The 12,901-nt window shown below is 67.1% G+C and carries 11 protein-coding genes and 1 pseudogene; 7 read left to right on the forward strand and 5 right to left on the reverse strand.

Going from position 1 to position 12,901, the window contains the following annotated elements; all coding sequences use genetic code 11:
* Window positions 1-524 precede the first annotated feature (524 nt).
* The 4 genes from AB0J29_RS36215 (at window position 525) to AB0J29_RS36230 (ending at window position 5,528) form a co-directional block, all read left to right on the forward strand.
* Window positions 525-2,639, forward strand: a complete 2,115-nt coding sequence (locus AB0J29_RS36215; RefSeq protein WP_364795637.1) for a magnesium chelatase subunit D family protein — start codon at window positions 525-527, stop codon at window positions 2,637-2,639.
* Between the two features lie 17 nt (window positions 2,640-2,656).
* Window positions 2,657-3,271 carry a cob(I)yrinic acid a,c-diamide adenosyltransferase gene (gene cobO, locus AB0J29_RS36220; RefSeq protein WP_364795640.1) on the forward strand — a complete coding sequence of 205 codons (615 nt, stop codon included), beginning with the start codon at window positions 2,657-2,659 and terminating at the stop codon, window positions 3,269-3,271.
* Window positions 3,272-3,514: 243 nt separating this feature from the next.
* Window positions 3,515-5,122, forward strand: a complete 1,608-nt coding sequence (locus AB0J29_RS36225) for a cobyrinate a,c-diamide synthase (protein WP_364795642.1) — start codon at window positions 3,515-3,517, stop codon at window positions 5,120-5,122.
* Window positions 5,109-5,528, forward strand: coding sequence for a cobalamin biosynthesis protein (locus AB0J29_RS36230; protein ID WP_364795645.1), 420 nt, complete (start codon window positions 5,109-5,111; stop codon window positions 5,526-5,528). The genes AB0J29_RS36225 and AB0J29_RS36230 overlap by 14 nt, the downstream gene beginning before the upstream one ends.
* Before the next feature lie 306 nt (window positions 5,529-5,834).
* On the opposite strand, the gene AB0J29_RS36235 is transcribed toward AB0J29_RS36230, so the two are convergent.
* The 3 genes from AB0J29_RS36235 to AB0J29_RS36245 all read right to left on the reverse strand — a co-directional run bounded on the left by AB0J29_RS36235 (window position 5,835) and on the right by AB0J29_RS36245 (window position 8,987).
* Window positions 5,835-6,965: a hypothetical protein gene (locus AB0J29_RS36235; protein ID WP_364795648.1), complete on the reverse strand. Its 1,131-nt coding sequence runs from the start codon at window positions 6,963-6,965 to the stop codon at window positions 5,835-5,837.
* Between the two features lie 8 nt (window positions 6,966-6,973).
* Window positions 6,974-8,104, reverse strand: coding sequence for a phosphotransferase family protein (locus tag AB0J29_RS36240; protein WP_364795650.1), 1,131 nt, complete (start codon window positions 8,102-8,104; stop codon window positions 6,974-6,976).
* Window positions 8,105-8,417: 313 nt separating this feature from the next.
* Complete coding sequence (locus tag AB0J29_RS36245; RefSeq protein WP_364795653.1) at window positions 8,418-8,987, reverse strand: TetR/AcrR family transcriptional regulator; 570 nt, start codon at window positions 8,985-8,987, stop codon at window positions 8,418-8,420.
* Between the two features lie 3 nt (window positions 8,988-8,990).
* Between AB0J29_RS36245 and AB0J29_RS36250 the strand changes: the two genes are divergently transcribed.
* A complete protein-coding gene (locus AB0J29_RS36250; protein WP_364795656.1) occupies window positions 8,991-10,289 on the forward strand; it encodes a carboxylesterase family protein in 1,299 nt (432 codons plus the stop codon).
* A gap of 251 nt (window positions 10,290-10,540) precedes the next feature.
* Here the strand turns inward: AB0J29_RS36250 and AB0J29_RS36255 are convergent, their stop codons facing one another.
* Window positions 10,541-10,678: a hypothetical protein gene (locus AB0J29_RS36255; RefSeq protein ID WP_364795658.1), complete on the reverse strand. Its 138-nt coding sequence runs from the start codon at window positions 10,676-10,678 to the stop codon at window positions 10,541-10,543.
* A 231-nt stretch (window positions 10,679-10,909) separates the two neighbouring features.
* Between AB0J29_RS36255 and AB0J29_RS36260 the strand changes: the two genes are divergently transcribed.
* Complete coding sequence (locus AB0J29_RS36260) at window positions 10,910-12,262, forward strand: DoxX family protein (protein WP_364795660.1); 1,353 nt, start codon at window positions 10,910-10,912, stop codon at window positions 12,260-12,262.
* Window positions 12,263-12,284: 22 nt separating this feature from the next.
* Here AB0J29_RS36260 and AB0J29_RS36265 read toward each other — a convergent pair whose 3' ends face one another.
* On the reverse strand, window positions 12,285-12,755 hold the full coding sequence (locus tag AB0J29_RS36265) for a nucleoside deaminase (RefSeq protein WP_364795663.1): 471 nt from the start codon (window positions 12,753-12,755) through the stop codon (window positions 12,285-12,287).
* A gap of 52 nt (window positions 12,756-12,807) precedes the next feature.
* On the opposite strand from AB0J29_RS36265, the pseudogene AB0J29_RS36270 reads away from it, so the two are divergent.
* A pseudogene (locus tag AB0J29_RS36270) lies at window positions 12,808-12,901 on the forward strand (hypothetical protein); the annotation flags it as partial.

Raw genomic sequence — 12,901 nt, forward strand, 5'->3', positions numbered from 1 at the left:
CGTTGTGGTCGGTGATGGCGGGTCGTTCGGCACCTGGTGTGTGCGTTGAGTCCCGCGCGTGGCGTATGCGCTTCGGGGCGACTCGGACGCGAGACGGGCCGCGAACGGGTCGCTCGTAAGACTCGCTCCGTTGTGGTCGGTGATGGCGGGTCGTTCGGCACCTGGTGTGTGCGTTGAGTCCCGCGCGTGGCGTATGCGCTTCGGGGCGACTCGGACGCGAGACGGGCCGCGAACGGGTCGCTCGTAAGACTCGCGCCGTTGTGGTCGGTGATGGCGGATCGTTCGGCACCTGATGTGTGCGTCGAGACTCGCGCTTACGGCGTATGCGCTTCGACGACTCGGCTGTGTCGATGGCCGTGCCTTCGGGTGGTCGCGAGACGGGCCGCGAACGGTCGCTCGTAAGACTCGCTCCTGGTGGTTGATTGGGTGGCAGGCCCGCTCGTTCTCTTTGATTGCGCCTCTGGAGGTGTCCCGCGGCGGAGGGTGCTGGTGGGTGGGGATGGTGGCGCTAATAGAGTTGGGGGATGTCATTGTCCCGTACGGAATACGCGCCGCATGCCCAATCGCTGACCGGGGCGCGTGCCGGCGTGGATGGTGATGCGGGGTTTCCGTTCTCGGCGGTGGTGGGGCAGGAGCGGTTGCAGCTGGCGTTGATCCTGTGCGCGGTACATCCCGGGATCGGCGGCGTCTTGGTGCGCGGGGAGAAGGGGACCGCGAAATCGACTGTGGTGCGGGCGTTTGCGCAGTTGCTGCCGCCTGTTGTCGATGAGACGGGGGCGCGACCGGCTCGGCTGGTGGAGTTGCCGGTGGGGGCCACTGAAGACCGGGTGGTCGGTTCTCTGGATCTGGAGCGGGTGCTGCGTGATGGCGAGCAGGCGTTCCGGCCCGGACTGTTGGCGGCCGCGCATCACGGTGTGCTCTACGTCGATGAGGTGAATCTGCTGCACGACCATTTGGTGGACGTGCTGCTCGATGCCGCCGCGATGGGGCGGGTACATGTCGAGCGCGATGGGGTATCGCATTCGCATCCGGCACGATTCGTGCTGGTCGGCACCATGAATCCGGAGGAGGGTGAGCTGCGGCCGCAGCTGCTGGACCGGTTCGGGCTCACCGTCGATGTCGCGGCCTCGCGGAATGTGGACGTCCGGATGGCGGTGGTGCGGCGTCGGCTGGACTACGAGGCGGACCCGGCCGGATTCGCCGCGCGCTATGCCACGGCCGATCGGGAGGTGGCCGAGCGGATTCTGACCGCCCGCGAGCGGGTCGCATTCGTCGCGCTCGATGATGTGGAGCTGCGGCGGATCGCCGCGCTGTGCGCGTCCTTCGATGTGGACGGGATGCGGGCCGATCTGGTGGTGGCAAGGACCGCCACCGCACATGCGGCCTGGCGTGGGGCCGATGCCGTGGCCGAGGCGGATGTCCGGGTTGCGGCCGAGTTGGCATTGCCGCATCGGCGGCGGCGGGACCCGTTCGACGAGCCGGGGATCAGCGAAGAGCAGTTGGATGAGGCGATGCGTGCCGCGGGGGAGGAGGCGGCGCAGGCGGAAAAGTCCGGTGAGCGTGCGGAATCGGAGCAAGGCGGCGCTGGGGAACTCGACGACGGTCGTCCGGACATCCACCCCAGCGATGCCGATGACGCGGGTCCGGATGGCGCACTGAACAATGCGGACGATTCGAGCGATCGTGGCCCGGATGGTCAAGGCCCAGAAGATGATCCGGATGGCGGTCCGGGCGCTCCAGGTCCCGACGGCGCTGGTCCGGATTCGCCGGGTGGTGGGCAATCGCCGTCCGCGCGGGAGGGCCGCATCGGCGCTCCCACGACATCCGTTGTGACACCGCCGCGTTGGGAGGTGCCGGGCGTCGGCGAGGGTGCGGTGGGCCGCCGTTCGCGCGCGCAGACCAGGCAGGGGCGCACGGTGCGGTCCAGCACCGATACTTCCGGCGGCCTGCATCTGCTCGGCACCGTATTCGCCGCAGCACCGCACCAGCATTCCCGCGGCCGAGCCGAAGGGCCGTTGAAGCTGACCGCCGATGATCTGCGCGGTGCGTATCGCGAAGGGCGCGAAGGCAATCTGGTGGTCTTCGTGGTCGATGCGTCCGGTTCCATGGCGGCGCGCGACCGTCTCTCGGCGGTTACCGGTGCGGTCGTCGCTGTGCTGCGCGACGCCTATCAGCGGCGCGACAAGGTCGCCGTGATCACCGTGCGCGGCCGGGAAGCCGAACTCGTCCTGCCGCCGACCTCCTCGGTGGATATTGCGGTGCGGCGCCTATCCGGCATTCGCACCGGCGGCAAAACCCCGCTCGCCGCAGGGCTTTTGAAGGCCCGCGAGGTCGTGCACCGCGAACGTGTCCGCGATCCGCGCCGCCGTCCCATGCTGGTCCTGCTCACCGACGGCCGCGCCACCGGCGGCGTCGATCCGGTGCCCCGCGCCCGCGCCGCCGCGAATCTGCTTGCCGCCGAGGCGATCACCTCGATCGTCGTGGACTGCGAACGCGGCATGGTCCGCCTCGGTCTCGCCGTCGATCTGGCTCGCACCCTCCGTGCCGGTTACCTCCAACTCGCCGAACTGACCGGCGACTCGGTCGCCGATATCGTCCGTGCCGGATCGGGTCGCCTCGGCGTGACCCGAGCCGCCTGAGCTACCAAGGAGTTTCGATGCCCAAGGGTGTGCCGGAGACGGTTCCGGATGATGGGCTGACCACGCGACAGCGGCGGAATCTGCCGGTGCTCGCCGTGCATACGGGGCCGGGTAAAGGGAAGTCGACGGCCGCATTCGGGATGGCGTTGCGGGCGTGGAATCAGGGATTCGATATCGCGGTATTCCAGTTCGTCAAGAGCGCCAAGTGGAAGGTGGGGGAGGAGGCGGCATTTCGCACGCTCGGCCGCCTGCACGACGAGACCGGCGCCGGCGGGCCGGTGGAATGGCACAAGATGGGCGAGGGTTGGTCGTGGACCCGCAAACAGGGTACCGACGAAGACCACGCCGCCGCCGCACTGGCCGGCTGGCGTGAGATCGCGCGCAGGCTCCAGGCCGAACAGCACCGCTTCTACGTCCTCGACGAATTCACCTATCCCCTCAAATGGGGCTGGGTCGATGTCGACGAGGTCGTCGAAACCCTCCGCAACCGGCCCGGCAATCAGCATGTGGTCATCACGGGCCGCGATGCCCCCGAAGCCCTTGTGGACGCCGCCGACCTCGTCACCGAAATGACCAAGGTCAAACACCCCATGGACGCGGGCCGTAAGGGCCAGCGAGGCATCGAATGGTGATCGCACCGAGCGGCACATCGGTGCGGGCGGTATCGAGATGCCTCGCAGGTCACCGCCCCGCGCTACTCGACCGCGCCATACCGCACGATCCGCACCCGTTGCCAGGATTTGCACTCCTGGTGGGTGACCCGCAGGAGTGCGGAAACCGACGAGGGTTGCGGTTGTGAGCGAGCGTCAGCGAGTGAACCGTCAACGCAGCGCGCGATCGCGGGCGATGAAGTCGAGCGCGAGCGAGGCGCGGTCGTGAGTGGTGTTCCGGCGGTGGTGATCGCTGCGCCCGCATCGGGAAGTGGGAAGACAACGCTGGCGACCGGTCTGATCGGGGCGCTGCGGCGAGCCGGGCATCGGGTCGCGCCGTTCAAGGTGGGGCCGGACTACATCGATCCGGGGTATCACGGCCTGGCGGCAGGGCGACCCGGCCGCAATCTCGATCCGGTGCTCGTCGGCGCGGAACGTGTTGTCTCGCTGTACCGCCACGGTGCCCAGGGGTGTGATCTGGCGGTGGTCGAGGGCGTAATGGGCCTGTTCGACGGCCGCATCGACGAGAACCACGTCGCACCGATCGCCGAGGGATCCACCGCACAGGTCGCCGGACTGCTCAGCGCCCCAGTGATTTTGGTGGTCGACGCGCGCGGACACAGTCAGAGCCTCGCCGCCCTCCTGCACGGCTTCGCCACCTTCGATACCGCGATTCGCCTCGGCGGCGTCATCCTCAATCGCGTCGGCAGCGAACGCCATGACCAGGTGCTGCGCGCCGCCTGCGATCGGGTCGGCCTGCCGGTACTCGGATCGCTACCGCGCATGGCCGAACTCGAGGTCCCCTCCCGCCACCTCGGCCTCATCCCCGCGGTCGAACACGGCCCTGCCGCCACCGCCGCCGTCGAAGCAATGACCGACCTGGTCGCCGCCCACGTCGATCTCCCGACTATCGCGCGTCTCGCCTGTTCGACCACCAACGCCCCGGCCTGGGACCCGGCAACCGCGATCCGCGAAACCGCGGACTCGGCCTTCGCGAAGAGCGCAGCTGCCGCGAGCATGGACGAAGCGATCGCCGCGGACGTGACCCGCGCGCATCATTCGAATGCGCACGCTGGCAACGGCGCTGCCGGCATAGCGCATGCGAGCGTCGGCGACGCAGCGCATGCGGCTGATGCGGTCGCGGAACGCACGAGTCCTGCGATGCCGGCAGCCGCACGAGGCTCGGGTGTGGCTACGGCGGATGGGTTCGGTCCCGTGATCGCGATGGCCGGCGGGCCTGCCTTCACCTTCGGGTATGCCGAGCATCGGGAGCTCTTGGCAGCCGCCGGGGCACGAGTTGTGGTCTTCGACCCGATGCGGGATGAACTTCCCACGGGGACAGCCGGTTTGGTATTGCCCGGTGGATTCCCGGAGGAGCATGCGGCGGCGCTGGCGGCCAATGATCGGCTCTTGGCGCAAGTGGCCGAGCAGGCTCGGGCCGGACTGCCGGTACATGCCGAATGTGCTGGATTGCTCTATCTCACCCGCTCGCTGGATGGCCATCCGATGGCGGGGGTAGTCGATGCGACGGCCGAATTCGGCCCCCGCCTGACCCTCGGCTATCGAGATGCCGTGGCGCTGGCCGATTCCGTCCTATGGCGCGCGGGAGAACGGGTGCGCGGCCACGAGTTCCACCGCACCCGCCTTGTCACCACCGGCACCGAAACACCCGCCTGGGGCTGGCGCCTCGCAGGCGAACGCATCTGCGAGGGCGCTCTCCGCCACCGCGTACACGCCTCCTACCTCCATACCCACCCCGCCGGAAACCCCAGCGCCACCAGCCGTTTCGTCGCAGCCGCCGCCGACTACGCACGCACCCGTGCCAGCATCTGACACCTCGGCATCCCCAGCCGCCGAACCGATATCGCCGCAAGGTTGGGTTGTCGGCCTCGGGCTGCGGCCGGGCATATCCAGCGAACGGATTCTCACTGTGCTGCGAGAAGTGCTGGGCGACAAGCCCATTGCCTGTCTCGCGACCATCGATCGGCGCGCCGAGGAATCGGGACTTCGTGGTGCCGCCGCGCGGTTGGGCGTCTCGGTCCGTGGCTTTACGGCCGCAGAGCTCGCACAAGTCGACGTACCGAATCCCTCGGCACGCACCGAGGACGCGCTCGGCACCAGCAGTGTCGCCGAGGCGGCCGCGCTACTCACTGCCGATGGTCCGCTGATCATCCCCAAGCGGACTGTCGACGGCATAGTGATCGCGGCTTCGCTCGCCCCGAAATCACCACTGACGTAACAGGACTCAGGACTGCGCGACCGTTCCCAGTTCGATCGGCAAGGACAACGGGCCGACGGTGAGTAGGGAATACTGTTCGGGTCGATCGCGCCGCAAATCCGGCAGTCGCCGATAGAGCGAGGCGAGGGCGAGTCGGCTATCCAGGCGGGTGAGGCCGATGTCACCGACATCTTGTTCAGCAAGATGTTTCGGCCATGGAGCGGCATGGTGCCAGGCATCTACCCGCCGGCAAGGCAGTTCTCCGCCGCGGCAAGCCCATCGTTTCGTCGTCGACGACGGGTGGGCGAGTGCGTGCCCCCGAAAAACCTACGGCGCAACCGAGCCCCAGTCGGCGAATCCGGTCGGATCGTGCCGCCCGAGACTCCCGTGTTCGAACAGGCCCCACCCCTCGGATTCCCCGCAGCGCGCGTGCGCGACATGGTCGATAACCCCGAACGGGATGCGGCCAGCGATGGCCGGATCGGTGAGGTCGTAACGGCTGCTCGAAGACCAGCCGCGGCCCATCCAGCGACCGTGCAACCAGTCCGGATCCCCGCCATAGCCGCAGCCGACGTGCAAAGGGATATTGGTGACGGTCCGGATCTCGACCTCGAGCGGCTTACCGTCGGGGGTGGTCAATTCCAGCCTCGCGCCAATGGGATGTCGTGTGCCGGAACGGTATTCGATGTGGTAACGCGGCCAGCCCAGCTGTTCGGTGCGGCCGTCCGGGAAGATCCGGACGGCGTCGTTGAGGGTGCGCTTGCCGTCCGGCTCCTCCTGCAGGATGACCACGATGGCGAAATCGTCGAAGCGCAGCGGGACATACATCCACCAGAATCCGCCGGACGGTTCGGCGGCGGCCCGGCCCGGCGGCTCGGGTTCGCCGACCGGGCGGATGCCCCAGGAGCGGTCCCGGGTGCCCATCCAGACGGCCGGGTCGAGGGTGAGGTCCGTACCGTCGACATGCAGCGTCCCCTCCCACGAGCCGACCTGCGCGAACCGGGTCGCCTGGATGATCGGGCGATTGCCGTTGCGGATCACATGCGGTTGTTCCTCGACGGTAGGGAACGATCCGTGCCAGGTGAGGTCGAAGCCGAGGTCATCGTGTTCGCAGACCACCCGGATCCGTTGCAGCGGTTCCTGCACCTCGATGTGGTAGCCGCCGACGCGCAGGTCGACGCCGCGATCGCCGAGTGCGTCGGAGAAGCGGACCGTGCGCTGAACGTCACCACGCCGGACGCAGGCGTACGCGTCGATCACACCGAGATTCGGATACACCCCGCCGCCGGTGACGAAGAAAGTGCCGCCGTCGCGGTCGTGGCCGTTGAAATAGCTTCTGTCGTAGAAGTTCCGGTCGCTGCTGGCGACCCGGGCCATGGACAGGTGGGTCTGGTGGATGGGGTATTCGTCGAGGGGTGAGGGAGCCGAGCCTGCGGACCGACCATCGGATACAGCCATGATTTTCTCTAATCCCATTCGTAGGTTCCGTCGAGCAGCGCCTCCAGGCTTGCTCGGTGCATCACGTAGTCGTCGCGATCGGGGGTGTCGGTGTCCTCGCCGAAGTGGATCATCCGGCGCTTGACCCGGGCCATGACGATCGCGTGCCGCAGCGCGGCGTACACGATGTAGAAGTCGAGATCCCGAACCGGATAACCGGTGATCGCTTCGTATTTCGCGACCACATCGGCGCGCCGCAGGAAGTCCGGCAGTCCGGGCTGATCGAAGCGGGTGGCGAGGTCCTGGAAGAAGCGGTGGATGAAGATGAGCCAGGCGATATCCAGTTCGCGTGGGCCGAGTCCGGCCATCTCCCAATCGAGTACACCGGCCGGGGTGAAGCCGTCGTACAGAATGTTGCCCGGTCGCGAATCGCCCCAACTCAGTACGTCCGGACCAGGGTCGGCGGGCCAGTGCGCGTCGAGCCAGTCGAAGGTCCGCTCGATCAGGGGAATCGGATAGCCGTCATCGGCCAGGGCCCAGCGGTACCAGTTGCGGTGCCATTCCACATGTCGGCGCAGTGCCTGACCGGGACCGTCCAGCCTCGGGAATCGCGTTGTCGCATTCGGAATTTCGTGTACCTTCGCAATGATCTCGACGGTCTTCGCGGTCAATTCGGCACGTTCGGCGGGACTCGCATCGAAGAGCCAGCCGATGAACACATACGGCGGGTTGTCCGAGGGCGCCCGACCCTCGATGCGTCGCATGACGAAAAACTTTGTGCCGAGTGGCTTCTCGTCGGTCTCCAGCCAGCACAGTTCGGGCACCGGCACCGCTGAGGCGGCCGCGACCGCGGCCATGATCTGGTATTGCAGCTCGAGGTCGTAGTTTTCGAAGACCGGGAAAGAATCGGCCTCCGGTGTCATCCTGGCTACGAACGAACCGCCGTCGACGTGCCCGTCCACACTCCATTCGGCATCGAACAGCACCGTCGGACTGGACATCCCCGCGCCCTGCGGCCGTGACAGCGCCGAGATCTTGGGCGGGTGATCCGCGTGGACCTTGCCGTCCAGCCACCGCGACAGGTCCCCGGCGAGGGTGTCGAGGTCCCGTTCGCTGACGGTCAGCTGCCGCCGCGCGGTGGGATCGGGATCATCGGCCATTCCTGTCCTCCTGACGCATTGCCTGCGGAAACTGTAACGCGTTCTATTCGGTGTCTACCGTAGAAATGCACGAAGAATCGAGCGATCCTCACTGGGTGATATTCGGTATTGACAATCCTGCACCGAAGTAATGGGGCGGGCATCGCCTGAGCCGCGGGTCGACTACCGGCTCCAGCGGCGGAAGTGATCTGGACCGACGCCGAGGCGAGGACGTCACGGCCGCGATCGCTTTTCCTCCGCGACAGTGGACGGACTTCGGCATCGCCGGAGGTCGGTTCGTGTGGAGTCTCCGCCCGCCTGGGCCGCGGTCGTCCTACCGGTACCGACGGATGACCTGGTCGATCAATTGGCCGGCGGCGGTGTCGGTGCGGGCGGTGTCGCCGGTGATGCGGCGGTCGAGGATGAGGCCGCGGATGCCCGAGACCAGCAGGGTCGCCGAGGCTTCCGCGTCGGGTACCGCCGGGTCGATGCGGTGCAGAACCTGGGTGAGCGCCTCGACGAGGACGTCGATGGCGGCGCGGGCGTAGCCGGCGAACGGGCCGTCGTGCACACACGCCTGCCCGAGCACCTGCAGCAGCACGGTGGTGCTCGTGGCTCCGGGGCCGCTGGTGTTGGCGCTCCAGCTGTCGAGCAGTCGCTGCCGCAGCGTCTCGGGGTCGCAGATGTCGGCGAAGGCGTTCTCGATGTCGGGGCGCTGGGCTGTTAGTGCGGCGATCAGCATCTGTTCCTTGGATCCGAAGTAGTGCACCAGCATCCGTGCGCTGGTACCGAGTTCGGCGGCGAGCGGGCGCAGCGACAACCCGGCAAGGCCGTACTCGGCGATATAGCCGATGACCCCGGTCAGCAGCTCGGCACGGCGGGCTTCGAACAGCGTGGGTGACACCCGTTGACTGTAACGACTGTTCCATGTAGACATGGAACCCATGCGTGTAACACTTGTTTCATATCGGATGCCGGCTCTTGGTCCGTCGCTCGACGAGGCCGGGAGCAGGGTTCGATGACCCGGCCATCGGTGACCCGCATCGGGCCGATTCGCTACGCCCGCGCTGCCCGTTTTCAGCGCCCGGCACCGGTTCCCGTGATCGAGGACGACACAGCGGGGCAGATCTGCCTCCAGGCCCCGCAGCGCCTGGCCGCGGCGATGGGGCCTTGCGCGGATCTGCCGCAGGGAGAGGACTGCCTCAACCTGGTGGTGACCACGCCGGGATGTGACAACGCGCGCCGGCCGGTGATGGTGTTCCTGCACGGCGGTGCGTTCGGCAGCGGCGCCGGGCTGATGCCCTGGTACGACGGCACTGCCCTGGCCGGCGATGCCGAAGTGGTGGTGGTGAGCGTGAACTACCGGCTCGGGGTCTTCGGCTACCTGTGCCTGGACGGGGTCAGCGAGCCCAACCTTGGGCTCTACGACCAGCTCGAAGCATTGCGCTGGGTCCAGGTCCACATCGCTGCCTACGGCGGAGATCCCGATAACGTCACCGTCTTCGGGCAATCCGCTGGCGCGCTGTCGATCCGGCTTCTCATGGAAGTTCCCGAAGCCAAGGGCTTGTTCGCCCGCGCGATCCTGCAGAGCGGGCCCGCCGCCTACCTCGCCCGCCCCCGCGACGAGGCCGAGGAGATCGGTGCTGTCTTCGCCCGCCACCTCGCCGCCGATGCGCGCACCGCGTCGGTGCCGGCGCTGCTTGCCGCCGCCGGGGAGACCGCGGCCGCGCTGGCGCGTTCCGGCGCGGTGAGCGTGCCGCCGTTCTACCCCGTCCGCGGTGCGGCCCCGCTTGCGCAGCTCGGTGCCACCTTCGCCGACAACGTCGCCGGGCTGGAGGTGCTCTGCGGCTGGAACGCCGACGATGCCTCAGCCTTCACCGGCCCTGGGCCGCGAGTGCAGGAGTTGACCCACCAACTCTTCGCCGAGCCGATCACCGCCTTCATCGACCAACTCAACCAGTCTGGAGCCCACGCGCGCGGCTATCGATTCACCTGGTGGCCCGATGGCTCCCAGTTCGGCGCGACCCACGGCATGGAGTTACCCCTGCTGCTGGGTGACCGGCGGGCATGGCAGCGCGCCCCCATGCTCGGCTCGGCTTCCTGGGATGACATCGACCAGCTCGGTCGTCAGATGCGCCGTGCCTGGGGCGAATTCGCGCGAACCGGCACGACCCCGCCACCACCACCGACCCTGCACTGGGTCTGAAGCCGAGCCGTACCCGACCGTCCGGCCGAGGTGCACCTCAGCCGGACAACCGAAGCCAGCCCTCGTGCCCGTCATTGGGTTGACGGTGCCCGCCCGCGCCCGCGATGCTGTGCTCGCCGCGGCTTGACGTGAAATCCCAGCTACAGCACCAGGTCCCGGCATCCTGCAGGTATCCACCCGCAACCGCCGCAACAGCGCGCATGCGTAGCCACGCACCGACTGCGTACTGTTGCCTCGGGCGACAAAGTCGGTCAGGGACCGGCGGATCGGCACGACCACCGCACCGCGCCAACCATCAGGAACGGCACCGGCCCCTCGATCTGCGCCACCACATGCCCCCACCGCGGCATCCGAATCTCACGGACATCGCGTTCTGCCCCAACGAACACCCCTCGCCACCTCTCTTGACCCGACGACACGCGCATGCCACCGAAGCGGCGTGTTACCCGCTAGTCCGGTCAACAGATCGCTGTCCGGACCGCTGCCGATGGGAGGTCATACTTTCGGCGTAGTCGCGTACACCATGGATGACGGCGGAAATCGGGGTTTTCCTGGAAGCGGGTGCGGCCGTCGCGCCGATACGGTCAGTTGACGTTGCGTCGTGAGAGTGAGGGATAGGTGTGAGTGCGGTCGGTACAGAGGTTCTCGATCGGGAAGACATCGTCGAACCGCCCGAGCGGCCCGCCCGGTGGCATCCGTTGACCAGGATCGCTTTTCGGTTCTCCTTCGTCTATTTCGGCCTGTTCTGCCTGCTGTTCACCCAGATTCTCTTCGTCTTCCTCGGGCCGATCGCCAGATCGCTGCCGGACAAGGCGGTGATCTGGGAATTTCGCGCCTTGCGCCCGATCGTCGAACCGGTCGGACGACTGTTGTTCGATACCGATGTCGTGCTGCGCGAGGATTCGGGTAGCGGCGATCAATACTTCGTCTGGTCATTCGTCTTCTGCGTACTGATCGCCGCGGTGGTGGCGACCCTCGTCTGGACGGTGCTGGACCGGCGCAGGCCGAACTATCGACAGCTACAGGCCTGGTTCCTGCTCTTCATCCGGATGTGCCTGGGCGGGCAGATGCTGTCCTACGGATTCGCCAAGATGATTCCAACGCAGATGCCCGAGCCGGCGCTGGCGAAACTGCTGCAACCCTATGGTGAGTTCAGTCCCGTCTCGGTGTTGTGGAATCAGGTCGGGAGTTCACCCGCCTACGAAATCCTGCTCGGCAGCGCCGAAGTGCTCGGTGGCCTCCTGCTCTTCCTCCCGAGAACCGCGACGGTCGGCGCAATACTGAGCCTGGTGAGTATGGCGCAGGTATTCGTGCTCAATATGACCTTCGACGTCCCGGTCAAGATCCTGTCCTTCCACCTCCTGCTGTTGAGCATGGTGCTGCTCGCGCCGCAGGCGCGCCGACTGGCGAATATGCTGGTGCTGAACCGGTCGTCCGAACCCGCCACGCAGCCGGATCCGTTCCATAGCAAACGAATTCGCTCGATCGCGATAGCGCTGCAAATCGCACTGGGCGTGTGGATGTCACTGGGTTTCGTGCAGTCCGGCCTGAAGTACTGGAACGAGGGCGGCGGTGGCAGCCCGAAGCCGCCGCTGTACGGGATCTGGACGGTGTCGGAATTCACCCAGGACGGTGTGCCGGTCCCGCCGCTGATCACCGACGAGACACGTTGGCAGCGCGTCGTTTTCGATATACCCGGGATGGCCTACCAGAAGATGGACGGCACCCTCGTTCCCGCGGTTCCCGTTGTCGATACCGCCGCCCACACGATCTCGGTGTCCGCGCTGTCGGCCGCGCAACCCACCCAGATCGCCGATTTCAGCTTCGAACAGCCCGCGCCCGACCGGCTGCTGCTGAACGGACAGTTGAACGGTCGCCCGGTGACCATCGCCTTGCAGCAGGTCGATCTGAACAGCTTCCCGTTGCGTGGCCGTGGGTTCAACTGGGTGCAGGACTATGGGTACTTCCGCTGAAATCCCTTGTCCGCCAGCATGATCAATCGTCAGCCGCCTCGGTGACCCCGATATCTTCGTGCCAGAGCAGCGGTTGGGCGGCGATGAACTCGGTCATCAGGTCGGCACAGCGCTGGTCATCGAGCACGGTCACCGCGACGCCGTGCTCGGCCAGCCAGTCCTGCCCGCCGTAGAAGGTCCGCGCTTCCCCGATGACCACCGCGCCGATCCCGAACTGGCGCACCAGCCCGCTGCAATACCAGCACGGAGACAGGGTGGTCACCATGATGGTCGAGCCGTAGTCGCGGCGGCGGCCCGCATTGCGGAACGCGTCGGTTTCGGCGTGCATGCTGGGATCGCCGGACTGCACCCGGCGGTTGTGGCCGCGTCCGAGCAGGGTGCCATCGGCCGTGAACAGGGCCGCGCCGATCGGAATCCCGCCTTCGGCCAGGCCACCCAGTGCCTCCTCGTAAGCCACCTTTAGCAGTTGCCGTGCCGATATCGCCTGCGTCATGGCTCCAACCCTGCCTTCAACCAGATGGCTGCCGCAACGCACGGTTCGGCGCGTGAACATCAAGGGTCCCGAGCTGCTGAACAAGTTCGTGGGTGAGACCGAGCGCCACATCCGGATCATCTTCCAGCGCGCGCGGGAGAAGGCGT

It is taken from the genome of Nocardia sp. NPDC049707 (genome assembly GCF_040674855.1).
Taxonomy (GTDB): Bacteria; Actinomycetota; Actinomycetes; order Mycobacteriales; family Mycobacteriaceae; genus Nocardia.

Bases quoted from the DNA above. Each gene is read 5' to 3' on its own strand.
- AB0J29_RS36215 (WP_364795637.1), top strand. From the start codon at position 525: ATGTCATTGTCCCGTACGGAATACGCGCCGCATGCCCAATCGCTGACC.
- cobO (WP_364795640.1), top strand. From the start codon at position 2,657: ATGCCCAAGGGTGTGCCGGAGACGGTTCCGGATGATGGGCTGACCACG.
- AB0J29_RS36235 (WP_364795648.1), bottom strand. From the start codon at position 6,965: ATGGCTGTATCCGATGGTCGGTCCGCAGGCTCGGCTCCCTCACCCCTC.
- AB0J29_RS36240 (WP_364795650.1), bottom strand. From the start codon at position 8,104: ATGGCCGATGATCCCGATCCCACCGCGCGGCGGCAGCTGACCGTCAGC.
- AB0J29_RS36265 (WP_364795663.1), bottom strand. From the start codon at position 12,755: ATGACGCAGGCGATATCGGCACGGCAACTGCTAAAGGTGGCTTACGAG.